23 protein-coding genes are annotated in these 26,362 nt (G+C 55.0%); 11 read left to right on the forward strand and 12 right to left on the reverse strand.

From position 1 onward, the window contains the following. Positions 1-24 precede the first annotated feature (24 nt). Positions 25-894, forward strand: a complete 870-nt coding sequence (robA, locus tag OGX80_RS01775) for an MDR efflux pump AcrAB transcriptional activator RobA (protein ID WP_012134174.1) — start codon at positions 25-27, stop codon at positions 892-894. Here the strand turns inward: robA and gpmB are convergent. Then, positions 891-1,538: a 2,3-diphosphoglycerate-dependent phosphoglycerate mutase GpmB gene (gene gpmB / locus OGX80_RS01780; RefSeq protein ID WP_012134175.1), complete on the reverse strand. Its 648-nt coding sequence runs from the start codon at positions 1,536-1,538 to the stop codon at positions 891-893. The genes robA and gpmB overlap by 4 nt on opposite strands. Before the next feature lie 51 nt (positions 1,539-1,589). Between gpmB and yjjX the strand changes: the two genes are divergently transcribed. Next, entirely contained in the window at positions 1,590-2,105 is a 516-nt protein-coding gene (gene yjjX, locus OGX80_RS01785) for an inosine/xanthosine triphosphatase (RefSeq protein WP_012134176.1), read from the forward strand. 191 nt (positions 2,106-2,296) lie between these two features. Here yjjX and trpR read toward each other — a convergent pair whose 3' ends face one another. Beyond that, positions 2,297-2,626, reverse strand: coding sequence for a trp operon repressor (gene trpR, locus OGX80_RS01790; RefSeq protein WP_024130726.1), 330 nt, complete (start codon positions 2,624-2,626; stop codon positions 2,297-2,299). Positions 2,627-2,716: 90 nt separating this feature from the next. Next, positions 2,717-4,654 (reverse strand): murein transglycosylase, encoded by a 1,938-nt coding sequence (gene sltY / locus OGX80_RS01795; RefSeq protein WP_012134178.1) that lies wholly within the window; start codon positions 4,652-4,654, stop codon positions 2,717-2,719. A 214-nt stretch (positions 4,655-4,868) separates the two neighbouring features. Between sltY and ettA the strand changes: the two genes are divergently transcribed. Continuing rightward, the gene (ettA, locus tag OGX80_RS01800; RefSeq protein WP_024130727.1) at positions 4,869-6,536 is read left to right on the forward strand and encodes an energy-dependent translational throttle protein EttA; all 1,668 of its coding nucleotides are present in this window, start codon (positions 4,869-4,871) and stop codon (positions 6,534-6,536) included. A gap of 88 nt (positions 6,537-6,624) precedes the next feature. On the opposite strand, the gene nadR is transcribed toward ettA, so the two are convergent. From nadR to serB, 3 genes are all read right to left on the reverse strand, one after another. Next, positions 6,625-7,857, reverse strand: coding sequence for a multifunctional transcriptional regulator/nicotinamide-nucleotide adenylyltransferase/ribosylnicotinamide kinase NadR (nadR, locus tag OGX80_RS01805; protein ID WP_012134180.1), 1,233 nt, complete (start codon positions 7,855-7,857; stop codon positions 6,625-6,627). A 138-nt stretch (positions 7,858-7,995) separates the two neighbouring features. Further along, positions 7,996-9,378 carry a DNA repair protein RadA gene (radA, locus tag OGX80_RS01810; RefSeq protein WP_024130728.1) on the reverse strand — a complete coding sequence of 461 codons (1,383 nt, stop codon included), beginning with the start codon at positions 9,376-9,378 and terminating at the stop codon, positions 7,996-7,998. 117 nt (positions 9,379-9,495) lie between these two features. After that, positions 9,496-10,464, reverse strand: coding sequence for a phosphoserine phosphatase (gene serB / locus OGX80_RS01815; RefSeq protein ID WP_024130729.1), 969 nt, complete (start codon positions 10,462-10,464; stop codon positions 9,496-9,498). Between the two features lie 117 nt (positions 10,465-10,581). Here serB and OGX80_RS01820 point away from each other — a divergent pair, with 117 nt between their 5' ends. The 6 genes from OGX80_RS01820 to OGX80_RS01845 all read left to right on the forward strand — a co-directional run bounded on the left by OGX80_RS01820 (position 10,582) and on the right by OGX80_RS01845 (position 17,205). Next, a complete protein-coding gene (locus OGX80_RS01820) occupies positions 10,582-11,229 on the forward strand; it encodes a YtjB family periplasmic protein (RefSeq protein ID WP_115182019.1) in 648 nt (215 codons plus the stop codon). Between the two features lie 54 nt (positions 11,230-11,283). After that, the gene (gene lplA, locus OGX80_RS01825; RefSeq protein ID WP_012134186.1) at positions 11,284-12,300 is read left to right on the forward strand and encodes a lipoate--protein ligase; all 1,017 of its coding nucleotides are present in this window, start codon (positions 11,284-11,286) and stop codon (positions 12,298-12,300) included. A 398-nt stretch (positions 12,301-12,698) separates the two neighbouring features. Next, positions 12,699-13,397 carry a DUF1120 domain-containing protein gene (locus OGX80_RS01830; RefSeq protein WP_112001213.1) on the forward strand — a complete coding sequence of 233 codons (699 nt, stop codon included), beginning with the start codon at positions 12,699-12,701 and terminating at the stop codon, positions 13,395-13,397. An 82-nt stretch (positions 13,398-13,479) separates the two neighbouring features. Continuing rightward, positions 13,480-14,190, forward strand: a complete 711-nt coding sequence (locus OGX80_RS01835; protein ID WP_047459060.1) for a fimbria/pilus chaperone family protein — start codon at positions 13,480-13,482, stop codon at positions 14,188-14,190. Positions 14,191-14,221: 31 nt separating this feature from the next. Next, positions 14,222-16,642, forward strand: a complete 2,421-nt coding sequence (locus OGX80_RS01840; protein WP_286471082.1) for a fimbrial biogenesis outer membrane usher protein — start codon at positions 14,222-14,224, stop codon at positions 16,640-16,642. Then, positions 16,639-17,205 (forward strand): DUF1120 domain-containing protein, encoded by a 567-nt coding sequence (locus tag OGX80_RS01845; RefSeq protein ID WP_047459063.1) that lies wholly within the window; start codon positions 16,639-16,641, stop codon positions 17,203-17,205. Before OGX80_RS01840 ends, OGX80_RS01845 begins: the two co-directional genes overlap by 4 nt. A 58-nt stretch (positions 17,206-17,263) precedes the next feature. Here the strand turns inward: OGX80_RS01845 and deoD are convergent, their stop codons facing one another. From deoD to deoC, 4 genes are all read right to left on the reverse strand, one after another. Then, positions 17,264-17,983 (reverse strand): purine-nucleoside phosphorylase, encoded by a 720-nt coding sequence (deoD, locus tag OGX80_RS01850; RefSeq protein ID WP_233644201.1) that lies wholly within the window; start codon positions 17,981-17,983, stop codon positions 17,264-17,266. Positions 17,984-18,082: 99 nt separating this feature from the next. Continuing rightward, on the reverse strand, positions 18,083-19,306 hold the full coding sequence (gene deoB, locus OGX80_RS01855) for a phosphopentomutase (protein ID WP_024130731.1): 1,224 nt from the start codon (positions 19,304-19,306) through the stop codon (positions 18,083-18,085). 52 nt (positions 19,307-19,358) lie between these two features. Beyond that, the gene (gene deoA / locus OGX80_RS01860; RefSeq protein ID WP_024130732.1) at positions 19,359-20,681 is read right to left on the reverse strand and encodes a thymidine phosphorylase; all 1,323 of its coding nucleotides are present in this window, start codon (positions 20,679-20,681) and stop codon (positions 19,359-19,361) included. 135 nt (positions 20,682-20,816) lie between these two features. Continuing rightward, positions 20,817-21,596, reverse strand: a complete 780-nt coding sequence (gene deoC / locus OGX80_RS01865; protein WP_024130733.1) for a deoxyribose-phosphate aldolase — start codon at positions 21,594-21,596, stop codon at positions 20,817-20,819. 263 nt (positions 21,597-21,859) lie between these two features. Between deoC and OGX80_RS01870 the strand changes: the two genes are divergently transcribed. Continuing rightward, entirely contained in the window at positions 21,860-23,446 is a 1,587-nt protein-coding gene (locus OGX80_RS01870) for a YjjI family glycine radical enzyme (RefSeq protein ID WP_115182021.1), read from the forward strand. A gap of 71 nt (positions 23,447-23,517) precedes the next feature. Beyond that, positions 23,518-24,372, forward strand: coding sequence for a YjjW family glycine radical enzyme activase (locus tag OGX80_RS01875; RefSeq protein ID WP_115182022.1), 855 nt, complete (start codon positions 23,518-23,520; stop codon positions 24,370-24,372). 126 nt (positions 24,373-24,498) lie between these two features. On the opposite strand, the gene OGX80_RS01880 is transcribed toward OGX80_RS01875, so the two are convergent. Further along, entirely contained in the window at positions 24,499-25,275 is a 777-nt protein-coding gene (locus OGX80_RS01880; protein WP_115182023.1) for a metal-dependent hydrolase, read from the reverse strand. After that, complete coding sequence (locus OGX80_RS01885; RefSeq protein WP_047459075.1) at positions 25,272-26,345, reverse strand: patatin-like phospholipase family protein; 1,074 nt, start codon at positions 26,343-26,345, stop codon at positions 25,272-25,274. The genes OGX80_RS01880 and OGX80_RS01885 overlap by 4 nt, the downstream gene beginning before the upstream one ends. Between the last annotated feature and the right edge of the window lie 17 nt (positions 26,346-26,362).

Here is a 26,362-nt window from a genome sequence, read left to right on the forward strand (position 1 = left end):
TTGTGGAAAGGATGAGGATATTTTATGGATCAGGCTGGCATTATTCGCGACCTCTTAACCTGGCTGGAAGGCCATCTGGATCAGCCTCTGTCGCTTGACAATGTGGCGGCAAAAGCAGGTTATTCCAAGTGGCACCTGCAAAGAATGTTTAAGGACGTGACGGGCCATGCTATTGGCGCTTACATCCGCGCTCGCCGCTTATCTAAATCCGCCGTGGCCCTGCGCCTGACGGCGCGTCCGATTCTGGATATCGCGTTGCAGTACCGCTTCGATTCTCAGCAAACCTTTACCCGCGCGTTTAAAAAGCAGTTTTCTCAGACGCCGGCGTTATATCGCCGTTCTCCAGAATGGAGCGCCTTTGGCATTCGTCCGCCGATGCGTCTGGGTGAGTTCGCCATGCCTGAACATCAGTTTGTCACCCTGGAAGATACGCAACTGCTCGGCACCACCCAGAGCTATTCCTGTTCACTGGAGCAAATCTCCGATTTTCGACACGAAATGCGCGTACAGTTCTGGCAAGACTTTCTCAGCCAGGCGCCAACGATTCCTCCGCTGCTCTACGGCCTTAACGAAACGCGCCCCAGCCTTGAGAAAGATGACGAACAGGAGGTGTTCTACACCACCGCGCTACCGCAAGAACATGCCAACGGGTATGTGCCGTCAGCGCAGCCTGTTACCCTACAGGGCGGCGAATATGTGATGTTCACCTACGAAGGTTTAGGAACCGGGGTACAGGAGTTTATCCTGACGGTATACGGCACCTGTATGCCGATGCTGAACCTGACCCGCCGTAAAGGGCAGGATATAGAGCGATACTACCCGGCAGAAGATGCCAAAACAGGCGGTCGCCCTATTAACCTGCGTTGCGAATTCCTGATCCCCGTTCGCCGTTAACGCTGTAGCTCATCTAACGCAGGGGCATCAAGATGCGAGACGTCCCCTGCCGTTTCAACGACCCAACCAGGCGCCAGCCACAAACTTTCCTGATAATCGACGCGGGAAATAGAGCAGTTACGCAGACGTAACCGACGCTCCGCCCAGGCCGGTAATCCCAGAATGGTGCTGACCAGGCAACCCAGCGCGATACCGTGACTGACCAGCAGCGGGCGGCTGCCCTGCGGCAGTTCCAGACAGGACGCGAGAGCGGCATTGACGCGATCGCTCAGTTCCTGCATGGATTCGCCATCAGGAATGCGCCCGTCAACCGTACCGTTCACTAACTGGCGACGCCAGTTCTCTTCTTCTTCGGTGAGAGTGTCGATGTGCCGTTTTTCCAGCACGCCCATGTCCAGCTCACGCAGGCGGGCGTCGAAAGTGATATCGCAACCGCATGCCTGGGCGATGATTTCAGCCGTGCGGCGGGTGCGACCGAGATCGCTACTGACGATATGGGTGATGCCGAGCGTTCTGGCGCGTTCTCCCACTTGCATAGCTTGTTGCTCACCTTTAGCGGTCAGCGGACTGTCAGACTGGCCTTGAATACGTCGCTCGGCGTTCCACTGCGTTTCACCGTGGCGAACAAGGTATACCTGTAACATGCTTTTTATCCGTTATACTGCGATGACATTCATTTCTGAGTAATTCTGATTATGCACCATGTTGTCTCAGCAACCACCAATCCCGCTAAAATTCAGGCAATTCTGCAAGCATTTAACGAGATTTTCGGTGAAGGATCCTGCCATATTGAGTCCGTCTCCGTCGAGAGCGGCGTGCCGGAACAACCTTTTGGAAGTCAGGAAACGCGCGCTGGCGCACGGAATCGGGTAGAAAATGCGCGCTGTCTGCGTCCTCAGGCCGATTTTTGGGTGGCTATCGAAGCGGGGATTGATGATGACAGTACGTTCAGTTGGGTGGTAATAGAGAATGCCGCCCAGCGAGGCGAGGCGCGATCGGCAACGCTGCCGCTTCCTGCGGTTATCCTTGAAAAAGTTCGTCAGGGTGAAGCGCTCGGCCCGGTGATGTCGCAGTATACCGGTATTGATGAGATTGGCCGTAAAGAGGGGGCTATCGGGGTGTTTACCGCCGGAAAACTGACCCGCTCCAGCGTTTATCACCAGGCGGTGATTCTGGCGCTCAGTCCGTTTCATAATGCGGTGTATCGGTAGGGCTCGCGATCCACGCCGGATGGCGGCTTCGCCTTATCCGGCCTACGTTCATCATTCCTGTAGGCCTGATAAGCGTAGCGCCATCAGGCGTGAACGTCCGTCATTCCTGTAGGTCTGATAAGCGTAGCGCCATCAGGCATGAGCGTTCACCATTCCTGTAGGCCTGATAAGCATAGCGCCATCAGGCGAAATTACCTTTCGCTCTTGAGCAACACCTGCTCCAGCCACTGGCGTAACTCTACCGGTGCGGATTTCAGGCTGTTGGAACCGCGCGTAATGGTGGCGATGCCCGCCCCCAGCTCATTTTTAAGCTCGCGCTGGCTCATTTCACCGCGTAACAACTCTTCAATGATACGCACGCGCGTTCCCAGCGCCTCACGCTCATCCGGCGTCAGCATCAAATTGAGTAAGGGAAGATGCAGGTCTTCCGCACAAGCGTGCTTGAGCAGCTCAACAAAGCGTAACCACTCCTGGTGACGCTGTTCTGCCATCGCTGCTGAATAGGGTGATTGCTGAGTCATAGAATGTCGCCATCGTTGCAGGGGGAAACGTATCTGCCTCCCCCGATTGTACTCTTTAACGAGTACGATAGCATAACATAACCGATGCGATCAGTAACGGCGCTGCCATTCTGCGTCATTCATCAACGTTGGTTTATCGCCCATGAAGTAGCGATAGTAGGCATCATAAGCCAGCACGTTCTTCACGTAGCCCCGCGTTTCTGAGAACGGAATACTTTCAACAAACGCGACGGCGTCGATGCGCCCTGCGCTGTTGCCAAGCCAGGTACGAACGCGCCCCGGCCCGGCATTGTAAGCCGCTGAAGAGAAAATACGGTTATTACCAAACTGTTGATAAACGTATTGCAGATAACTGGTGCCAATGTTGATGTTCGTCTCCGGGTCAAGCAGCTGGCTGGGGCTGCTGTAGCCCGGTATCGAGAACATTTTCACCGTATGCGTCGCCGTGCCCGGCATAACTTGCATCAGACCGCTGGCCCCTACCGGGGATTTCACTTTCGGATTCCAGGCGCTCTCCTGACGCGCAATCGCCATAGCGTAACTTTGCGAGATCGCTTTGCCGCCGGTGTAACGGGCGAAAAGATCCTTGTACGCCAGCGGGAAACGCTCTTCCAGATGATCCCACAGTTTTCCTGCGATCGTCGCCTGTACGCTCAGATCCCACCAGTGGTTATTGAAGGCATAACGCGCCAGCTGCGCCTGTTCCGACTTCGTCCTGCTGGAGACCAGATTCGCCCACTCGCTGCGCGCCGTATTATCCAGGTTCCAGTACATCAGTTCGCGTACTCGCGCCATTTCCGCGCCCTGCGTAAGCGAAGCGTCCACTGTCGTCGGCGCTTTGTCGATCTTCAGCACATACGCTTCACCCAGCTTTTGCGCGGCGACCATCGGGTAGAAACCACGCTGTTGCATCAGCGCATGGAGGATCTCTTTTGCCTCAGCCTCACGCCCGCGCTCAAGCAACAAATCCGCCTGCCAGTAGCGCCATTCATCCTTCTCCTTCGCTTCCATCGGCAGTCGGGCAAGCCAGGTATTCAGCCCACGCCGATCGCCGGTGCCCAGCGCCATCCGCACGCGGCGTTCCACCAGCGTGGTGGATTGCGAGCGCATAATCGCATCATCGCGCCACTTCGCCTGCGCATCGGTCACATCGTTCCCCATCAGCCGCCAGGCGACGATATCGCGCAGTTCCTGAGTTTGCTCCTCATTAAGCTGCTGGGCCTGCACCAGTGACGGGATCATCAAACGCGCATTCTCTGCGTCCTGACGCGCCACGCTGGCAAAGGCCACTGCCGCCATCTGACGGGTAAAATCGGTCGCGCCGGTCGTACGCGCAAAAGTCATCACGCTATTGGGATCGTTCGCCAGCGCGATGATCGCCGAAGCAATGGTCTGGTACTGCGCAGGCATCTGCCCGGCCAGCACCGTTACCAGCCCCGTGTTGCCTGCTTTCATCGCCAGGCGGATGCGCTCCAGCCAGGCCAGCGGGTCCTGGGTGCCGGAAGCGCGCCAGACGCTGAACAGTTTGTCACAGGCGTTCGGCTGGCTTTTCCCGGTCAGCCAAAGCGCTTTCGCCCCCTGCCAGGCCTCTTCCGTCTGCCCGGTATTCCATTTCGCGTAGTAGTAATTACATTGCGCTTCGGTGGTGCCCGGCTTCTCGGGGCTGAACGCTAGCAGTCCACGCCAGTCTTCGCGACGCGCTAGCTCATTAACGAAACGCGATTGCAGCGTACGCGCAGGAGGAAGCGTAGGGTTGGCGCGCACAAACTGGGTGACGGTGACCGCAGGCTGGTTCATCAGATCGTCGGTGATCTGGCGATACTCAAGATAGGGATACAGCGGGTAATTCTTCAGGCCAGGCATCATCTGCTCAACGACATCCATCTGTCGGTTATCCCAGGCCTGTTTGATTTGCGCATAGCGATTGCGCTGCTCATCCAGAGAATCCGCTCGCGCCGCCTGACTTACCGTCAGCAGACATACGCTGGCGGCGATAAGACGCCAGGTAAATGGTTTGGCTTTGTCCACAAGCTCTTCCTCTTGTCGTGATACATCAGTGCAGCATCATGCCGCGTAATGAATTTATGCTAACCAGACATTGCTAAATGCGCCACGTTACGGACACTTTTTTACTTTTATTGCGAGTGAGAGTTGCTGGCTGGGATTAGCCCGGGAAAAAGGCTACACTTCGCCTTTGAAAATTATTCTTCATCACGATAAACCTATAGAGGCGAAGTCCAACGTGGCTCAATTCGTTTATACCATGCATCGTGTCGGCAAAGTGGTTCCGCCGAAACGTCATATTTTGAAAAACATCTCGCTGAGCTTCTTCCCTGGGGCGAAAATCGGCGTACTGGGTCTGAACGGCGCCGGTAAGTCTACCCTGCTGCGCATTATGGCTGGCATCGATACAGATATTGAGGGCGAAGCTCGCCCACAGCCAGGCATCAAAATTGGCTACCTGCCGCAGGAACCTCAGCTCACCCCTGAGCATACCGTTCGCGAATCGATCGAAGAGGCGGTGGCTGAAGTGGTCGGCGCCCTGAAACGCCTGGATGAAGTGTACGCGCTGTACGCCGATCCAGATGCGGACTTTGACAAGCTGGCCGCCGAACAGGGCAAGCTGGAAGAGATCATCCAGGCGCATGACGGCCACAACCTGAACGTACAGCTGGAGCGCGCCGCTGACGCCCTGCGTCTGCCGGACTGGGATGCCAAAATCGCGAATCTTTCCGGTGGTGAGCGCCGCCGCGTCGCGCTGTGCCGTCTGCTGCTGGAAAAACCGGACATGCTGCTGCTCGACGAACCGACCAACCACCTGGATGCGGAATCCGTCGCGTGGCTGGAACGCTTCCTGCACGACTTCGAAGGCACAGTTGTGGCGATTACCCACGACCGTTACTTCCTCGACAACGTGGCGGGCTGGATCCTCGAACTTGACCGTGGCGAAGGGATCCCGTGGGAAGGCAACTACTCCTCCTGGCTGGAACAGAAAGATCAGCGTCTGGCGCAGGAAGCCTCTCAGGAAGCGGCCCGCCGTAAATCCATTGAGAAAGAGCTGGAGTGGGTGCGTCAGGGTACTAAAGGCCGTCAGTCTAAAGGCAAAGCCCGTCTGGCGCGCTTTGAAGAGCTGAACAGCACCGAATACCAGAAACGTAACGAAACCAACGAACTGTTTATTCCACCTGGACCACGTCTGGGCGACAAGGTCGTTGAAGTCAGCAACCTGCGTAAATCCTACGGCGATCGCCTGCTGATCGACGATCTCAGCTTCTCAGTACCGAAAGGCGCGATTGTCGGCATCATCGGTCCGAACGGCGCGGGTAAATCCACCCTGTTCCGCATGATGTCCGGTCAGGAACAGCCGGATAGCGGCACCATCACTCTGGGGGAAACCGTAAAACTGGCTTCCGTTGACCAGTTCCGTGACGCGATGGATAACAGCAAAACCGTGTGGGAAGAAGTTTCCGGCGGGCTGGATATCATGAAGATCGGCAACACCGAAATGCCAAGCCGCGCCTATGTGGGCCGCTTTAACTTCAAAGGCGTCGATCAAGGTAAACGCGTGGGCGAACTGTCCGGCGGTGAGCGCGGTCGTCTGCATCTGGCGAAGCTGTTGCAGGTTGGCGGCAATATGCTGCTGCTCGATGAACCGACCAACGACCTGGATATCGAAACCCTGCGCGCGCTGGAAAACGCCCTGCTGGAGTTCCCGGGCTGTGCAATGGTTATCTCGCACGACCGTTGGTTCCTCGACCGTATCGCCACGCACATTCTGGATTACCAGGATGAAGGCAAAGTGGAGTTCTTCGAAGGTAACTTCACCGAGTACGAAGAGTACAAGAAACGCACGCTGGGCGCCGACGCGCTGGAGCCGAAGCGTATCAAGTACAAACGTATCGCCAAGTAATGTATCAGATGCCGGATGGCGCTACGCTTATCCGGCCTACAGACTTATCCGGCCTACACCTTGTAGGCCGCCATCCGGCGCTTCAGGCTTAACCCTGCTCGCCCATCATCTCTTTCACTAACTCCACGCAGCGCAAAAATCGACCATCGTAATCGGCCTCTTCTACGTGGACGAAATTGATGTTGTTCTCCCGCAGCATATCCACCAGCAGATTCTGGAACTCTTTACGATCCACCGAACTGCCCAGACTCCGTAACCCATCCGCGACCCAGGGCGTATTGTTCTCCAGCAGGATCACCAGATCAAAGCGGTATTCATCGATCAACGCCTGTACAAACGGATGCTCGCGCCCTTCGTATTTTTTACAAAAGGCCTGCGTGGTAACGAAATCGGTATCGATAAAGGCCACTTTATTGGCGTATTTCACCGCAAAATCAATATATTGTGCATGGCCCAGCGCGATCTTATCGTAATCAGAATACTGTAACGCCATCTCGTCACCGCCCAGATGCGAGAAGACATAGTCGCGCCCGTACTCCCACGCGCTGGTGGTATTAAAAATATTGGCAAGCTTGTTCACCAGCGTGGATTTCCCGCTCGACTCCCCGCCTAATATCGCCACGGTGCGCACGAAAAAGGGCTTCACTTCCGTCGGAATGTATTCCCAGTAGCGGAACGGGTTTTCACGGATCTGCGCCCCGCTGATACTCATAAAGGTTCGTTTCGGATCGACCAGCACCGTTTCAATAGCCAGGTGTTCGAGATACTGCGGCGCATCGGCTTCCTCGGACGTGTAGATCCAGTTGGGCTGAATCCCCTTCTCTTCCATAAAGGCTTTGATACCGTTGCTCCACACATCCCAGCCGTGCGGGTACGGCTCCATCCCTTCCTCATTGAAGGCATGAATACGAATATTCTTCTGATATTTAAAGGTCTGTAGTAGCCAACGCAGACGATCCGACACGGTAGGCTGTTGCGACATGGCGCTGTCTTCAAACAGTTCGCGGTCACGGGTATCGTCATAACCCATAATGATATGCAGTTCATCCACCTGGCTACAGGCGCGCTGAATCAAATAGATATGCCCGGTATGCAGGGGGTAGAACTTGCCAAACACCACGCCGATGTTTTTCCGCTGCCGGGGAAACTCCAGCCCCAAAAAACGATGCAGCGCCTCCAGCTTTTGCGCGCTGGGGCTTTTAATCTTCGCGTTCAGAAGTTGGCTCAAATACCCTTTGGTCATGCCGCTGGCATCCGCCACCTGTTGCAGGGTACACCCCTTTTGCTTGATCGCGGTTTTGAGATAGTCGAACGATGACACAAGAGCCTCCTGCTAAAAAACGCGTAACAATGCCTGATGGCGCTTCGCTTATCAGGCCTACAACATCAATCCGTAGGCCGGATAAGACGCACTGCGTCGCTATCCGGCAAATTATACAACATCAGTACATACAGATGATTATAAGTCGTCAAACACACTTAACGCATCCGCAAGCTTTTTAACGCCAAAAACCTGCATCCCTTCCGGCGGCTTTTTCGGCACGTTGGCAGCCGGTACGATAGCGCGGCGGAAACCGTGTTTAGCCGCTTCAGAAATACGTTCCTGACCGCTGGGCACCGGGCGAATTTCCCCCGCCAGCCCCACTTCGCCAAACACCACCAGATCCTGCGGCAGCGGCCTGTCGCGCAGACTGGAGACCATCGCCAGCAATAGCGCGAGATCCGCGCTGGTCTCCGTGACCTTCACGCCGCCCACGACATTGACGAATACATCCTGATCGGCCATCTGCAATCCGCCATGACGGTGCAGCACCGCCAGCAGGATCGCCAGACGGTTTTGTTCCAGACCGACCGCCACGCGACGCGGATTCGCCATCATCGAGTGATCGACCAGCGCCTGAATCTCTACCAGCAGCGGGCGCGTCCCTTCCCACACCACCATGACCGAACTGCCGGAAGTCACCTCATCGCCACGGCTTAAGAAAATTGCGGACGGGTTGCTGACTTCACGCAGCCCCTGCTCCGTCATCGCAAAAACGCCCAGCTCGTTTACCGCGCCAAAACGGTTTTTATGGCTACGCAGCGTGCGAAAACGGGAGTCAGCGTCGCCATCCAATAGCACCGAGCAGTCAATGCAGTGCTCCAGCACCTTCGGGCCTGCCAGCGAGCCGTCTTTGGTCACATGACCAACCATCACGATAGCCACGCCGCGCGTTTTGGCAAAGCGCGTCAGATAAGCGGCCGTCTCACGCACCTGGGCCACGCTGCCCGGCGAGGACTGGATATCCGCCATATGCATCACCTGGATGGAGTCGATCACCATCAGCTTCGGTTGTTCTTCTTCCGCAATCAGGCAGATCTGTTCAATACTGGTTTCTGACAGCATATTCATGTTAGCCGTCGGCAATCCCAGCCGATGCGCGCGCATCGCTACCTGTTGCAGGGACTCTTCGCCCGTGACGTACAGGGTTTTCATCTGCTCGGCCAGTTTGCAAAGCGTTTGCAGCAGCAGCGTGGATTTCCCCGCACCGGGGTTGCCGCCAATCAGGATGGCGCTGCCGGGCACGACACCGCCGCCCAGCACACGGTCGAACTCTTTAAACCCGGTGGAAAAACGCGGCAGCTCCTCAAGGCTGATGTCAGACAATTTCTGCACCTTTGCCACGCCTGCGTTACCGGCATAGCCGCTGAGTCGCTCATTACGCGCCACCGTTGGCGACGCGGCAAGACGCACCTCGGTGATGGTGTTCCAGGCATGACAGGCGCTGCATTGCCCCTGCCAGCGCGGATAATCGGCCCCGCATTCATTACAAACAAAGGCGCGTTTTGGAGCTTTTGCCACGGTTTACCTCTTTCGTTAACGCTTTTGCCGGATGGCGCTGGCGCTTATCCGGCCTACAGAATACTTATCCGGCCTACAGTCACTTTTCCGTAGGCCCTGCGCCATCGGGCAATTCAATCATTTTTGATTCATACTGCCGGAGAGAATGCAGAACACCCCCATCAGGTCAGCGTGACGAATCGTGATTTCCGTCTTTTCATTCACTTTCGGTTTAGCGTGGTACGCAATCCCCAGCCCGGCCGCTTTGATCATCGGCAGATCGTTAGCGCCATCGCCAATCGCCACCGTCTGCGCCACGGGAATTTCATACTCCTGCGCCAGTCGGGTCAGCGTGTTAGCTTTGTACTGGGCATCGACGATATCGCCAATGACATTGCCGGTAAATTTCCCGTCGATGATCTCCAGCTCGTTCGCCACCACCGCAGTTAAACGCAGCTTTTCACGCAGGTATTCCGCAAAAAAGGTAAACCCGCCGGAGGCGATCGCCACTTTCCAGCCGAGCGTTTCCAGCTTCAGCACCAGTTGCGTCAGACCCGGCATCAACGGCAAATTCTCGCGCACCTGGCGCAGAATATCGGCATCCGCGCCTTTCAGCGTCGCCACACGGCTGCGTAAGCTGGCGGTAAAATCCAGTTCGCCGCGCATCGCGCGTTCCGTGACTTCCGCAACCATTTCGCCCGTCCCGGCCAGCTTCGCGATTTCATCGATGCATTCGATCTGAATCGCCGTCGAATCCATATCCATAACCAGCAGGCCTGGCGTACGCAGATGCGGAATTTTGCCCAGCGGCGCGACGTCCAGCCCGGCGCCGTGCGCCAGTTTCGTCGCGCGCGGCGTTAAGGAACCTGCCAGACGAATCACCTGATAATCTTCAACGCACCAGGCCGCCACGATCACCATCGCCGCGCCCAGCTTGCTCTGGTACTGCGTTAAGCGCTGCTTATCCAACCCGCGACCGTACAGCAGCCAGCCGCTACGGCCTGCGTGGTAATCCAGTGGCATCACCTCGTCACCACTTAATGAAAGGGGTAAACCAGGCCACAAAGAAACATCTTCAGGCAGATCGCACCAGGTAATGTTAGGCATTAAAGCTCCTGTAAAATCGTTCGGGTCGGGAATCATCCTGGGGAAAATAACGCATGAGGCTACCCTGTAACCATCGCTTCTGGCAACATTAAGCCTCAAATTTTCAGCAGGTGGAATATGGCTCGCGCAAAACTGAAATTCCGGCTTCATCGTGCAGTGATTGTATTGTTCTGTCTCGCACTGCTCGTCGGGCTGATGCAGGGGGCGTCCTGGTTCAGTCAAAACCATCAACGGCAGCGCAATCCGCAGCTCGAAGAACTGGCCCGCACGCTGGCGCGCCAGGTGACCTTAAATATCGCGCCGCTGATGCGCACCGAAACGCCGGATGAGAAGCGGATCGCCGTCGTACTCCGCCAGCTAACGGAAGAGAGCCGCATTCTGGATGCTGGCGTCTACGACGAGCAAGGCGATCTTATTACGCGCGCAGGCGAAAGCGTCAATGTGCGCGACAGGCTGGCGCTGGACGGTAAAAAAGCGGGCGGCTATTTTAATCAGCAGATTGTCGAACCTATTCAGGGTAAAAATGGCCCGCTGGGCTACCTGCGCCTGACGCTGGATACGCATACGCTGGCGACCGAAGCGAAACAGGTCGATAACACCACCAACATTTTACGCCTGATGCTGCTCCTGTCACTGGCAATTGGCGTGGTGCTCACGCGCATCTTGCTACAGGGCAAACGCACGCGCTGGCAGCAATCGCCTTTCCTGCTCACCGCCAGTAAATCCGTACCGGAAGAGGAAGAGAGCGAGAAGAAAGAACCATAGGATAGCCGCCGCTTTGTCGTTAATATAGTTGAGACCACGAAAAGGAATACTGCCATGACGACATTACGTCTGCTTATCTCTGACTCTTACGATCCCTGGTTCAACCTGGCGGTTGAAGAGTGTATTTTTCGCCAGATGCCCGCGACACAGCGCGTTTTGTTCCTGTGGCGCAACGCTGATACGGTCGTCATCGGGCGGGCGCAAAACCCGTGGAAAGAGTGCAACACCCGGCGCATGGAAGAAGACAATGTCCGGCTGGCGCGTCGCAGCAGCGGCGGCGGCGCGGTGTTCCACGATCTCGGCAATACCTGTTTTACATTTATGGCCGGGAAGCCGGAGTACGACAAAACGATCTCCACCGCGATAGTGCTCAATGCGCTGAACGCGCTGGGCGTTACCGCAGAGGCTTCCGGTCGTAACGATCTGGTGGTGAAAACGCCGGAAGGCGACCGCAAGGTTTCCGGCTCCGCCTATCGGGAAACCAAAGATCGCGGCTTCCACCACGGCACATTGCTGTTGAATGCCGATCTCAGCCGTCTGGCGAACTACCTCAATCCTGATAAGAAAAAATTACAGGCCAAAGGGATCGCCTCCGTACGCGGGCGCGTCGCCAATCTGGTCGAACTGCTGCCTGGCATTACCCATGAACACATCTGCGACGCCATTACCGAGGCGTTCTTCAGCCACTACGGCGAACGCGTGGAAGCCGAAATAATCTCTCCAGATAAAACGCCGGATCTGCCCAATTTTGCCGAAACGTTCGCTCGCCAGAGCAGTTGGGAATGGAACTTCGGCCAGGCGCCAGCCTTTACGCATCTTCTGGACGAACGCTTTATCTGGGGCGGCGTTGAACTGCACTTCGACGTTGAAAAAGGGCACATCACGCGCACTCAGGTTTTTACCGACAGCCTTAACCCTGCGCCGCTGGAAGCGCTGGCGGGCCGTTTACAGGGGTGTCTGTACCGTGCGGATATGCTGCAACAGGAGTGTGATGCGCTGTTAGTCGATTTTCCAGAGCAGGAAAAAGAGCTACGGGAATTGTCGGCGTGGATTGCGCGGGCGGTGCGTTAACCCTCTCCAGGACGTGCCCGTTTCCCCTTAACAAGGGCGGCACGTTATTTTCTCAATAACCATCAGCAATACATTAAAAGCCTGCCGATTAACGCTCAGGCTGGCATATTATTTATCAATAATATTCACCGCATGAATATATAAACATACACTCTCGCCACATTCCAACCGCATACAAAATAGCAGCAACTCTAAAACAAAAAATAACAAAGATCACCAGAAATCAGTTTTAAATAAAACTAAAACCACTGTCTGCTGTGTCCAGATAATATATTACTTCTGAAATATAACTCTATCCCAACCATATTCCATAGCTATCTGGTTGATATAAAACGTATTCAGAAGGCAAGTAACATGCCTTTTCGTACCATCACACAATTCAAGTTAAGGATCAACAAATGAAAAAAGCACTTCTTGCCACCGCAATCGCGGCACTGACCATGTCTAACGCATGGGCGGCCGATGGCAGCACTACTGAACTGCGCGTAACGGGGAAACTGCTGGTCGGTGGCTGTACCGCGACTGTCAACGGCGGCAACGCACTTGACTTCGGCTCGCATCTGATCAGCGACCTTAGCTCAACGGCCGTCAACGATATCGCCACGAAAGACACCGATCTGGTCATCGAGTGCCCCAGCGCCACAAAAGTAGGCTGGACGCTGACCGATAACAAAGCGGATAGCAACGCAGAGATCTGGATAACCGGCATCATTAAAGGTAAAGGAGTCTCATTCGGCGTAGGTAAAACAGCAGGCAATGTCAACATTGGCGCCTATGCCGTATCCATCGATTCTGCCAAGGCAGCAAGCGCGCAAGCCGTCAATGGCGAAGACACCTTTGACGTTGACTATATTATAGGCGCCGCCGCAAGTATGGGTTCGTGGGCTAAGGCGACAACGGCAACTTCTTTTCGGAACCAGGAAGGGACGCAGGATATCATCACCGTCGGCGCCAAAGGCACGCTGGAACCAGCAGCCTATAGCAATGCAACTTATCCGCTTAAGGTTTCTCTGGCTGTAGATAATACCACCAAACTGGCCATTAGCGATGATACCGATATTTCAGGTTCCGCCACCATTACCCTGAGATATATCTAATCACATCGTTATTAATCATATCTGTACAACAACTCCCTACATGGATGGGTGGGGAGTTTTTCCAATAGAAGGAATTACAATAATGTCTGACAAATCTTGTACCGTTAAAGCGTATATATTTGCCGCCACGCTTCTCTGTTTACCTTTATCTCAGGCTTATGCGGCAGGAATGGTTCCCGCCTCCACGCTACTGGTTATTGAAGAAAGCCATAATGGCGGAACGATAAATGTCAAAAACAGCGATACGGTTCCGATGTTGCTGTACACCACAATAGAAGATGTAAAAGATGACAGTGGTATCACCGTCAACGTCACCCAGCCCGTCGTACGCGTGGAACCCGGTCAGGAACAGCAGGTCCGCTTTATTATGGAAAGCAGCGCCCCGCTAACCAAAGAGCACTATAAACGCGTCACCTTTGAAGGCATCCCGCCATCAGGCGTGTCTAAAGGCGCAATGAAAGTTAACTTCAATTTGCGTCAGGATCTGCCGGTATTAATTCGCCCCAAAAATTTACCGGTCGTCACCGATGCGTGGAAGCTGCTGAAATGGTCCGGCTCCGGGCAGCATATTAAAGTCAGCAACCCTTCCGCCTATGTGGTGCGCCTGGCGCAACAGGTGATTTTTTTACCTTCGCAAACGGCCGGGGAAATTGCAAAAACCTATATTTTACCCGGAGAAGTTCTGGATGTAACCGTCAAGAAATCCATCATTTCCGATCAATCTGTACGCTTCTTCCCGGCCAGCCGCTACGGCATCGACATACCCAATTTCACTGCGCCGTTAACACCATAATCAATAAAAAACGGGGACAAAGTAAGTGTATATGAAAGGAATCAACCTGCTGTCTCGCCATATTCAGATCGCGTTATATTCATGTACGTTATTAACCTCAACGGCGTTAGCCCGTGAGGTAACGTTCAGTACCGATATACTCAATACGCGGGGCATCAGTAAAAATATCGCAAATTACTTCGCAGAAGAGCCGCGTTTTTTGCCCGGTGTACATAGCGTTCTAATCAACGTAAACGGGTCAGAAAAAGGTTCGCTGGGCGCCAAATTTGACGAACAAGGGCAACTCTGCGTAGATGACGATTTTCTGACAGCGATCGGGCTACGTCCTCTGGGGATTTCCCTGCAAGAACACTGTCATGACCTGCAAAAAGATTATCCCTCCGCCGTCATAAAGTCCCTTCCCGGTAAGGAGATGCTGGAGTTAACTGTCCCGCCCGACGCACTGGAAAATAGCGCGTCCCGGGAGAAAAACTATAGCCACGGCGGCAGCGCCGGGCTGCTCAACTACAGCCTGTTTTCCACGCGAAATGAATACAACGGCGGCGACAGCCATAACTACACGCAGGGCGATCTCGAAGCGGGCGCCAATCTGGCCAACTGGGCATTGCGCAGCCGCTATTTTCTGCTGGACTCTGACGGCGATCGCAGCGCTAAAAATTTATTCACTTATGGCGAACACGTTTTTGAAGCGCAACAGATGCGTGTCCAGGTTGGGCAGATCAGCTCCAGATCGGCGCTGTTTTCTGGAACATCCCTCAGCGGCATTCAGTTACTCCCCGAGTCCAGCATGACCTCTGATAATTCAGGCGTCACCGTGACGGGGATTGCCCGCACGAACCAGGCGCGAGTAGAAGTCCGCCAGGCGGGGCAGCTTGTTTATTCCACGCTGGTAAACGCGGGGGCATTCAGGCTGGACAATGTCCCTATCCTGTTAAATAACGCCGATCTTCAGGTCAGCATCGTCGAAACCGACAACGTCACAACCAGTTTCATCGTACCTGCCTCCTCAATCAACCTGAACGGCCTTCCGCGACCACAAGGGCTTATGATGTCAGTAGGCCAGGTGCGCAACGTCGACAGCGATTACAGCGACCCCTGGGTATATAACATTTCAGACGGCTGGCGCCTTACCCCACAAACAAGTTTACTGGCGGCAGGGGTTCTTGCCGAGGATTATCAGGCAAGCGGTGCAATGCTGGAGTGGAGTTCAAACGAGAAATGGCAAGTATTTGCCAGTCTGCTGGGCAGCCGCGAATCCTTCGGTGATACGCGCAGCGGTATAAAGGCGGAAATTCAAAACCAGCTGACGCTTCCCGGCCATGTCTCTGTTGGGGTCAGCACCGCACGTTATTCTGACGACTATCGTGAGTTGTCCGAGGCGATGGACGACGACAGCGCAAGCTATCAAAGCAGCTATAGCGCCAATGTGAACTGGAGCGGCAGAACAGCAGGAACCTTCTCGTTAGCCTATAGCTATAATCAGGCCACGGATGATTATGAAGACTCCAGTTACGTGAGTCTTTCATGGGGAAAAACATTTAAATACGCGTCAATAAACGTGAACTGGCAGCACTCTGTTAGCAACGATAACGATAATGACGACATCAACGATGACAACTATGACGATGATGTGTTTTACATCAACCTCAACATTCCTTTCCAGTCGCAGTCGATTAACGCATATATGCGTAATCAGGGCGACCGAACGACATATGGCTTACGCAGCAGTGGCCCTCTCAGCGACAATACCAGCTATTCCGTTTCGGCGGATCGCGATATCGGAAACGATCTCAACACCCTCAACGGCAACATCAACAGCAACCTGCACTACACGCAGATGAGCGTTGGCGCAACAACCAACAATGACGATCAGCGTACCTACAGCGCAATGCTGTCGGGCGGCATTGCCCTGCATCGCCAGGGGGTAACCTTCTCCCCCTATACCATTAAAGATACCTTTGGTATTGCCCACCTGAGCGAACCGGAAAGCGGCATCGAAATCGCAACACCGCAAGGCCCGGTCTGGACAGATTTCTGGGGGCAGGCCGTGGTGCCTGGACTGACGGAGTGGCGTAAGTCACGTATTGAGGTGAATGCAAATACGCTGCCCAAAAATATGGATCTGGCTAATGGAACAAAGCTACTGGTGCCCGCTCATGCCACCGTCAGCGACCTGGATTTTAACGTGCTAAACACCCGTCGCGTCATGCTGAAGATAAAACAGCAGGATGGATCCTGGCTTCCTAAAGGCACGTCTGTTGTTGATGAAAAAGGAAACTACCTGGTCAGCGCAGTGGACAGCGGCCGCGTCTTTATTAGCAATATTGACGAAACGCCAACGCTCTATAGCGTTGATGACAATATGAACCGTATCTGCAAAATCACTTACACATTAAACAATGTGCAGAATAAAGAGGCGTTTTACGAAACGGCGGAGGGTATTTGCCAATGAAGTCATACGGAAAGTGGATCATTGCATTATGTACGTTAGCAGCGCTGGGATCACGCATGGCATGGGCAGACGAGAACTGCCAGGTATCGCTCTCTCGCGCTACCGTAGCCTTTCCCCCGATGCAGCGAAATGACAACGTCGGCTCACAGCAAAACTGGTTTAAAATGCCCTCGCGCGATATCAATGTCAGCATCTATTGCCCGCAACCACAGGTGATGGCGCTATTTGTACATGGCGCCGCGGGCCCACAAGGGCGATTTCTTTTCGGTAACGGCGGGGGGCTGGCGTTGAAAGCCAGCCAAATGATACTGGATGGCCGCAGCTATATGATCGGGAAAACAACCGATCGCAATGAGTTCATTCCCGCAGACGGCCATGCCGATACACAGCTGCTGCACAATAATGAAGCCATTATCGCTATCGAGAACAATGAAGCCGCGCGCGGGCAGCAGTTGAACTTTACGTTAACGCTAACGCCAGTGCTGAACGAAAAGCAGTTCCGTAACGTCAGCGACAATACTGAGATGGAGAGTAATTTAAGCTGGGAATTGCTAACGCATTAATCGCCAAAGGGCGGTAAATAAACAGGCAGGAAAAAGGGGCAAACTGCCCCTTCTTTTTTTACTCTTTATCGCCCAGCAGAACAGATTCCAGCGCGATTTTGATCATGTCGTTGAAGGTCGTCTGACGTTCAGCAGCAGTGGTCTGCTCGTGAGTACGGATATGGTCAGACACGGTGCAGATGGTCAGCGCTTTCGCACCAAACTCAGCCGCTACGCCGTAGATACCCGCCGCTTCCATTTCCACGCCCAGGATGCCGTATTTTTCCATCACGTCGAACATTTCGCCGTCAGGAGAATAGAACAGATCGGCGGAGAACAGGTTGCCCACGCGCGCGTCAACACCCAGCGCTTTCGCCGCGTCTACCGCGTTGCGCACCATATCAAAGTCAGCGATCGCCGCAAAATCATGATCCTTGAAGCGGATACGGTTAACTTTGGAATCGGTGCAGGCACCCATACCAATCACCACATCGCGCAGTTTCACATCGTTGCATACCGCACCGCAGGAACCGACACGAATGATTTTCTTCACGCCGAAATCGGTGATCAGCTCTTTGGTATAGATGGAGCAGGACGGGATACCCATACCGTGACCCATGACGGAGATCTTACGGCCTTTGTACGTCCCGGTGAAACCTAACATGCCGCGAACGTTGTTCACTTCACGCACGTCTTCAAGGAAAGTTTCAGCAATGTGCTTCGCACGCAGCGGGTCGCCCGGCATCAAAACGACGTCAGCGAAATCACCCATTTCTGCGTTAATATGTGGAGTTGCCATCTTTTATCCTTATCTCGTTGTTATTGCCTGATGGCAGCTACGCCTTATCAGGCCTACAAAACCGTAGGCCCGGTAAGCTTGCGCCACCGGGCAATTGCATCACAGCATGTTTTTGCCGTAGTCCATCGGCGACGTACCGAAGTACGTTGCCAGCGTCTGACCGATATCCGCGAAGGTTTCACGGTGACCGAGCGAGCCCGCTTTCACTTTCGGGCCATAAATCAGCACCGGAATGTGCTCGCGAGTATGGTCCGTACCGGTCCAGGTCGGGTCGCAACCGTGGTCGGCGGTCAGGATCAGAATGTCATCTTCACCGACCAGTTCCATCAGTTCCGGCAGACGACGGTCAAACAGCTCCAGACCCGCAGCATAGCCCGCTACGTCGCGACGATGCCCCCAGGATGAGTCGAAATCAACAAAGTTGGTAAAGACGATCGTCTCGTCGCCCGCTTCTTTCATCTCTTTAAGGGTGGCGTCGAACAGCGCGTCCAGGCCAGTGGCTTTCACTTTTTTGGTGATGCCGCAGTTGGCGTAGATATCCGCAATCTTACCGACGGAAACCACGTGCCCTTTTTTCTCGTCGACCAGTTTCTGCAAGATGGTCGGCGCCGGCGGTTCAACAGCCAGATCGTGACGGTTGCCGGTACGCTGGAAGTTACCGGCCTTATCGCCGATAAACGGACGCGCGATAACGCGGCCAATGTTGTAGCCGCCTTCGGTCAGCTCTTCACGGGCGATTTCGCACAGCTCGTACAGTTTATCCAGCCCAAAGGTCTCTTCATGGCAGGCGATCTGGAATACGGAGTCAGCGGAGGTATAGAAAATCGGTTTACCGGTTTTCATATGCTCTTCACCCAATTGATCCAGAATGACCGTACCGGAAGAGTGACAGTTACCGAGATAACCCGGCAGGTTGGCGCGTTTTACCAGCTTATCCAGCAGTTCCTGCGGGAAGCTGTTTTCATGGTCGCTGAAGTAGCCCCAGTCAAACAGAACCGGAACACCCGCGATTTCCCAGTGGCCAGACGGGGTATCTTTACCGGAAGAGAGCTCGTGCGCCCACGCGTACGCGCCAATCACTTCCGCATTGCCGTCCATACCCGCAGCAATTTTACCGGTAGAACCTTCATGCGCTTTCACCAGACCCAGGCGGGTCAGGTTAGGCAAATTCAGTGGGCCTTTACGGCCATTGTCGGCCTCGCCCCTGGCGCAGGCTTCTGCAATATGGCCCAGGGTATCTGAACCTACGTCGCCAAAGCGATCCGCATCTTCAGTTGCACCAATACCAAAGGAGTCCAGCACCATAATAAATGCACGTTTCATCTTGTTCTCCATACATCTTGCGCTGCAAAAAAGCGATCAGATCAGTATACAGCTATTCGGTAATACGACGATAGACTGTCGGTGTAATTTCAGGCGCTTTGTCGTCAAGGCTGATTGCCGCTTTGACGGCTTTCGCCGCTTCCTGCCAGCTGGCTTCGTCTTTGGCGTGGATAACAGCCAACGGACGCTGCCCGTCAACGCTGTCGCCCAGACGCGCCATGTCGGTAAAGCCGACGCTGTAATCAATGGTGTCCGACGCCTGGCGACGACCGCCGCCCATTGAGACCACCGCCATGCCCAACGCGCGAGTGTCCATTGCGGATACAAAACCTTCAGTATCGGCATAGACGGCTTTGCTGAGCATCGCCGTCGGCAGGTATTTCGCGTAGTTTTCAACGAAATCGCTCGGCCCTTTCTGTGCCGCTACCATGCGACCAAAGATTTCCGCCGCTTTGCCGTTATCCAGCACCGCCTGTAGTTTCACTCGCGCATCAGCGTCATCTTTCGCCAGCTTGCCGGAGATCAGCATCTCCACGCACAGCGCCATCGTGACGTCGAACAGACGCGGGTTGCGGTATTCACCTGTCAGGAACTGCACCGCTTCGCGCACTTCGACGGCGTTACCGGCGCTGGAGGCCAGCACCTGATTCATGTCGGTGAGCAGCGCAGTTGTGCGCACGCCTGCACCGTTGGAAACGCCAACGATGGCTTCAGCCAGCGCGGCAGAGAGTTCGTAGGTCGGCATAAAGGCGCCGCTGCCCACTTTCACGTCCATCACCAGTGCATCCAGCCCTTCCGCCAGTTTTTTCGCGAGGATTGAAGCGGTGATCAGCGGGATGGAGTCCACCGTCGCGGTAATGTCGCGGGTGGCGTAAAAACGTTTATCCGCCGGTGCGAGCGAACTGGTCTGCCCAATAATCGCCACACCCACGTCTTTAATGATTTCGCGGAAACGGTTGTCGTCCGGGAAAATATCAAATCCCGGGATCGCTTCCAGTTTGTCGAGCGTACCGCCGGTATGACCAAGGCCGCGCCCGGAGATCATCGGAATGTAGCCGCCGCATGCCGCCACCATAGGGCCAAGCATCAGCGAAGTCACATCACCCACGCCGCCGGTGGAGTGTTTGTCAACAATGGGGCCGTTAAGGTTGAGACTCTTCCAGTCCAGAACGGTTCCTGAATCTCGCATCGCCATGGTCAGCGACACACGCTCAGGCATCGACATATCGTGGAAGAAAATGGTCATCGCCAGAGCGGCAATCTGCCCTTCAGAGATGGTGTTATCACGAATACCATTGATAAAGAAGCGGATCTCTTCGTCGCTTAACGGATGACCATCACGTTTTTTACGAATAATTTCTTGTGCGAGAAACACGGTAACCCCCAGGGGAAAAGAGTAGAAGGCCATTGTAGGCCGGGTAAGCAACGCGCCACCCGGCAGTCGTATTGATGCCGGATGGCGGCTGCGCCTTATCCGGCCTACGTCACTACAACTCCGGCAATATAAGGCTTAGTAGCTGCTTGCGCTCTTGCCGTCCCCGTGACCCAGCGCTTTCAGCAGGCTTGCCAGCAGGCTGGATGCGCCGAAACGGTAGTGACGGGAATCCGCCCAGTCAGCGCCAAACAGTTCGTCAGCAATGGCCAGGAACTGCTGTGCATCTTCAGCGGTACGCACGCCGCCAGCCGGTTTGAAACCAACGGTTTTGGAAACACCCATATCGCGGATCACTTCCATCATGATGCGTGCGCTTTCCGGCGTTGCGTTAACCGGAACCTTACCGGTAGAGGTTTTGATAAAATCCGCACCGGCTTTGATGGAAATTTCAGACGCTTTACGGATTAACGCTTCTTCTTTCAGCTCACCGGTTTCAATGATCACTTTCAGCAGCACGTTTGCCGCCGCACAGGCGTCTTTACAGGCTTTCACCAGATCGAAGCCCACCTGCTCGTTACCGGCAATCAGCGCGCGGTACGGGAATACCACGTCAACTTCGTCCGCGCCGTACGCGATGGCTGCGCGGGTTTCTGCCAGCGCGATGTCGATGTCGTCATTACCGTGCGGGAAGTTGGTGACGGTCGCAATGCGGATATCCGGCGTGCCCTGCTCTTTCAGAGTCTTACGCGCAATCGGAATAAAACGCGGGTAGATGCAGATAGCGGCAGTATTCCCAACCGGGGTTTTCGCCTGATGACACAGCGCGATCACTTTTTCATTGGTGTCGTCGTCATTCAGGGTGGTCAGGTCCATCAGTTTCAGCGCACGCAGGCTGCTTGCGGTTAAATCAGTCATTACATTCTCCTGGCTCATCGCCGGTATAAAATTTCACCTTGCGAGTTTGTTAGTATTCTAACATCCGCTCGCCATTACACTTCGATATACATCACAGTTAATGAAAACTACGTACAAATTTGCATTACTGTAACGAGATCTACTTCAAATAAATGACCTTTCCCGGCCTCGCGAGTGGGCAACAGGCGCATCCTGATCAAAAGCCATCATCACGCAACTTCCTACAATGGCGCTTAACCTTCGGCACAAAAAAGGAAACGAAGATGCCCACTTCATGCGAAACCGCGCTGCAACATCGTTGCCAGCAAATTGTGACCAGTCCGGTGCTCAGCCCCGAACAAAAACGTCATTTTCTGGCGCTGGAAGCTGAGAACGCTTTGCCTTATCCGGCCTTGCCCGCAGAGGCTCGCCAGGCGCTGGACGACGGGGTTATCTGCGATATGTTCGAAGGTCATGCCCCGTTCAAACCTCGTTATGTTTTGCCCGATTACGCCCGTTTTCTGGCTAATGGCTCACAGTGGCTGGAGCTGGAAGGCGCAAAAGATCTGGATGACGCGCTATCTTTGCTGACCATCCTCTACCATCACGTTCCTTCCGTAACATCGATGCCGGTCTATCTGGGGCAACTGGATGCGCTGTTGCAGCCGTATGTTAAAATTCTAACACAAGACGAGATCGATATTCGAATAAAACGTTTCTGGCGCTATCTCGACAGAACGCTGCCGGACGCCTTTATGCATGCCAATATTGGCCCGGCCGACACGCCTGTCACCCGCGCTATTTTACGTGCCGATGCTGAGTTAAAGCAGGTTTCACCTAACCTGACGTTTATCTACGATCCCGATATCACACCGGATAATTTACTGCTTGATGTCGCTAAAAACATTTGTGAATGCAGCAAACCGCATATTTCTAATGGCCCGGTAAATGATAAAATTTTCACAAAAGGTCAATATGGCGTCGTCAGTTGTTACAACTCTCTGCCGCTTGCGGGCGGCGGCAGCACGCTGGTCAGGATCAATCTGAAAGCCGTTGCAGAGCGCAGCACCTCTGTCGATGACTTCTTTACGCGCACGCTACCGCACTACTGCCAGCAGCAGATCGCCATCATTGATGCCCGATGTGACTTCCTCTATGAACAATCACATTTCTTTGAGAGTAGCTTCCTGGTGCAGGAAGGGTTGCTTGATCCCGGACGTTTTGTACCGATGTTTGGGATGTATGGCCTGGCCGAAGCGGTAAACCTGCTGTGTGAAAACGCGGGGATGAACGCGCGCTACGGGAAAGACGACGCGGCCAATGCGCTGGGCTATCGCATCAGCGCGCAGTTGGCCGATTTCGTCGCAAACACGCCCGTTAAGCATGGCTGGAAACAGCGGGCGATGCTGCATGCCCAGTCAGGCATCAGCTCCGATATCGGTACGACGCCGGGCGCGCGTTTACCGTACGGCGATGAACCCGACCCCATTACCCACCTGCAAACCGTCGCCCCCCATCATGCGCACTACCATGCCGGGATCAGCGACATCCTGACGCTGGACGAAACCATCAAGCGGAATCCTCAGGCGCTGGTGCAGCTTTGTCTGGGCGCGTTCAAGGCCGGCATGCGTGAATTTACCGCCAACGTCAGCGGCAACGATCTGGTGCGCGTTACCGGGTATATGGTGCGCCTGTCGGATCTGGAAAAATATCGCGCCGAAGGATCGCGAACAAACACCACCTGGCTGGGGGAAGAAGCCGCGCGCAATACGCGCATTCTGGAACGACAAGCACGCGTAATAAGTCATGAACAGCAGATGCGCTTCCTAACGCAAAATCATTCGAGAGGCATCGAGGCGGCAAGCGAATGAATCCCCAGTCACGTACACGTAGTACGTGACTGGGGTGAATAAGTGCAGCCAACAAAGAGGCAGTTCGAAGGATGAAGTGTTTAGTCAGTAAAATCATACCGTTCTCCTGCGTGGACGGCCCCGGCAGTCGTCTGGCTCTGTTCTTACAAGGGTGCAATCTGCGCTGTAAGAATTGCCATAATCCGTGGACGATCGGGCGCTGCAACGACTGCGGTGAGTGCGTTCCCCAGTGCCCTCATCAGGCGCTGGGCTTCAGCGCGGGGAAAGTGGTGTGGCAGGCTGACGTCTGCGAGCAGTGCGATACCTGTTTACGGATGTGCCCGCAGCAGGCCACGCCGATGGCGCAGACGATGAGCGTCGATGAAGTGCTGGGCCATATCCGTAAGGCATCGCCATTTATTGAAGGCATCACCGTCAGCGGGGGCGAAGCCACCACCCAGTTACCGTTTATTTGCGCGCTGTTTGCCGCGATCAAGGCTGACCCGCAGCTGTGTACGCTGACGTGTCTGGTCGACAGCAATGGCCTGTTGAGCGAAACAGGCTGGCAGAAACTGCTGCCCGTTTGTGATGGCGCGATGCTCGATCTAAAAGCCTGGGATAGCGCCTGCCATCAGCGTCTTACCGGGCGGGATAACGCGCAGATCAAGCACAGCATCAGGATATTGGCGGAGCATGGCAAGCTGGCCGAGCTACGGCTACTGGTGATTCCTGGTCAGGTGGATTACCTGCAACAGATAGCGCCGCTGGCCGCGTTTGTCTCCCGTCTGGGCGATATTCCCGTCCGGTTAAACGCTTTCCATGCGCATGGGGTGTATGGCGAAGCAAAAGCGTGGCCGGGCGCAACGCCTGACGACGTGCAACAGCTGGCAAACGCATTATGGGCGCACGGGGTGCATAACCTGATTTTCCCTGCTTTATATTTATGAATCGCCGGATGGCGGCTGCGCCTTATCCGGCCTACAAATGATGTCGACCCGTTGGCCGCCTTATCCGGCCCACAAATGATGTCGGCCCGTAGGCCGGGTAAGACGCTTTTGCGTCGCATCCGGCAATCAGAGACGAAATAACGCCGCCGTATTGCGATACAGCGTTTCGGCTATCACCTCAGAGGGTTCATCGCGTAGCGCGCACAGCTCGCTGAATACCCGTGCCGCCTGTTCCGGGCGGTTTGGCTGCCCCTGAAAACCATTTAGCGGCATATCCGGCGCGTCGGTCTCCAGCAGCAATGCGTCCAGCGGTAGTTGCGCCATCACATCACGCGTTTTACTGGCGCGCGGATAAGTAATCGTGCCGCCAACGCCAATTTTGTAGCCTAACTGAACAAAGCGTTCCGCCTGTTGTAGGCTGCCGGAAAAACCGTGTACCACCCCGGTTCGCGCCAGGGCGTGGCGTTTGAGATGCATTGCCAGCTTGTCATGGGTGCGACGCGAGTGAAGGATCACCGGCAGATCGTAGCGTTTCGCCAGTTTAAGCTGCGCCTCCAGGAGCCGTTCTTGCTCATCGAACTGAGGATTATCGCGGTAAAGATCCAGCCCGATCTCCCCTACCGCCACGACTTTCTGCGGGCGTTGATCCAGCGCCTGTTGCAGGCGATCCAGACTGTCATCTGCGTGCTGCTCAATAAACACAGGGTGCAGCCCCAGCGCCGCGAACAACGGCGGGAAGCGTTCCGCCAGCGCCAGCACGCGTGAAAAACAGGCCGCAGCCGTCGCCGGAACAATGATTTTGCCGACCCCCGCGTCAGCGGCACGCTGAATGCTGGCCGCTTCATCGCCGGTGAAAGGCGGAAAATCAAAATGACAATGCGTGTCGATAAATCGGCAACTCACGCCAGATCCTCATTATTGAAGGTAGTGTCGTTGGCCTGCGCTGCGCCGCTGACCGTTGCTACATGCATATCGTTGGCCACCGCCGCCGGAGGCACCACCACCGGGCCAGGAATGACAATCTTCGGCGTGTGGCGGGAGAGCGGCGGTTTCTCCGTCAGCAGTTTCCCCACCGTCGCCAGAAAATAGCGCCCGCACAGGCGTCCAATTTTGTAATCTTCGCGCAGCGCAGGAAGACGGCTGCCCAACGCCATGCTTTGCAGCGGTTTCGGCGGGTAAATTTCAATGATACGCAGCTTACCCGGCGGCTTCTCAATAAAACGCTGAATGGCGCTATAGCTGGTTTCGTGGTGCTGTACCAGATTCACCAACGGCTGCAAACTGCTCTCCCCCAGCCAGCGCTCCATGCGCTTAAACCACTGCGGCGTATAGTACATTTGCGAAGGCACCGTGCGGATCACCACAATCGTTTTCGCGCCACGCTTTGCCGCCTCCTGTACCGGGATCGCATCGCTGATCCCGCCGTCCAGATAATTGATGCCATCCAGCGCCACGCCTGTACGGTAGAACCCCGGAATCGCGCTGGTCGCACGAATAATATCGAGCCAGTTTTGCTTCGTCGGCGAGAAATAGTTCGCCGTGTAGTCATCCCCACGACAGGCGCACATATAGAAGGATTTTCCGCTATCGAACAGACGCGCGGCGGTGTCCATCGCCAGCGGCATCTGCCCGGATGTCGCGTCCACCAGCCAGTCGAGATCGATCAGGTTCCCCCCGCGAACAAAACGCACCGGGTCGAAGAACTCCCGCTTCGTGGTGTAACGCATAATAACTTTGCGCCCATAGCCGGGCTGGTTACAGAGATAGGCAGAAAGGTTTTGCGCCCCGGCAGAGGTGCCGAGGTAGAGGTCGAATGGATTGAACTTCGCGCGCATAAACTCATCCAGCACGCCAGCGGTAAAGATTCCCCGCTGCCCTCCGCCCTCGCACACCAGAGCCATTCGGCCTGGTCGGAACGCGTTTAATGATAATGGCGCAATATTGCCGAGCGTCACGGGTATTCGCTGCCCCACCTCTGCCTTCCTGTGTT

It is taken from the genome of Citrobacter sp. CK194 (genome assembly GCF_030333395.1).
Lineage (GTDB): Bacteria > Pseudomonadota > Gammaproteobacteria > Enterobacterales > Enterobacteriaceae > Citrobacter_B > Citrobacter_B koseri.

Bases quoted from the DNA above. Each gene is read 5' to 3' on its own strand.
- robA (WP_012134174.1), top strand. From the start codon at position 25: ATGGATCAGGCTGGCATTATTCGCGACCTCTTAACCTGGCTGGAAGGC.
- gpmB (WP_012134175.1), bottom strand. From the start codon at position 1,538: ATGTTACAGGTATACCTTGTTCGCCACGGTGAAACGCAGTGGAACGCC.
- yjjX (WP_012134176.1), top strand. From the start codon at position 1,590: ATGCACCATGTTGTCTCAGCAACCACCAATCCCGCTAAAATTCAGGCA.
- trpR (WP_024130726.1), bottom strand. From the start codon at position 2,626: ATGACTCAGCAATCACCCTATTCAGCAGCGATGGCAGAACAGCGTCAC.
- serB (WP_024130729.1), bottom strand. From the start codon at position 10,464: ATGCCTAACATTACCTGGTGCGATCTGCCTGAAGATGTTTCTTTGTGG.
- OGX80_RS01820 (WP_115182019.1), top strand. From the start codon at position 10,582: ATGGCTCGCGCAAAACTGAAATTCCGGCTTCATCGTGCAGTGATTGTA.
- lplA (WP_012134186.1), top strand. From the start codon at position 11,284: ATGACGACATTACGTCTGCTTATCTCTGACTCTTACGATCCCTGGTTC.
- OGX80_RS01830 (WP_112001213.1), top strand. From the start codon at position 12,699: ATGAAAAAAGCACTTCTTGCCACCGCAATCGCGGCACTGACCATGTCT.
- OGX80_RS01835 (WP_047459060.1), top strand. From the start codon at position 13,480: ATGTCTGACAAATCTTGTACCGTTAAAGCGTATATATTTGCCGCCACG.
- OGX80_RS01840 (WP_286471082.1), top strand. From the start codon at position 14,222: ATGAAAGGAATCAACCTGCTGTCTCGCCATATTCAGATCGCGTTATAT.
- OGX80_RS01845 (WP_047459063.1), top strand. From the start codon at position 16,639: ATGAAGTCATACGGAAAGTGGATCATTGCATTATGTACGTTAGCAGCG.
- deoD (WP_233644201.1), bottom strand. From the start codon at position 17,983: ATGGCAACTCCACATATTAACGCAGAAATGGGTGATTTCGCTGACGTC.
- deoB (WP_024130731.1), bottom strand. From the start codon at position 19,306: ATGAAACGTGCATTTATTATGGTGCTGGACTCCTTTGGTATTGGTGCA.
- deoC (WP_024130733.1), bottom strand. From the start codon at position 21,596: ATGACTGATTTAACCGCAAGCAGCCTGCGTGCGCTGAAACTGATGGAC.
- OGX80_RS01870 (WP_115182021.1), top strand. From the start codon at position 21,860: ATGCCCACTTCATGCGAAACCGCGCTGCAACATCGTTGCCAGCAAATT.
- OGX80_RS01875 (WP_115182022.1), top strand. From the start codon at position 23,518: ATGAAGTGTTTAGTCAGTAAAATCATACCGTTCTCCTGCGTGGACGGC.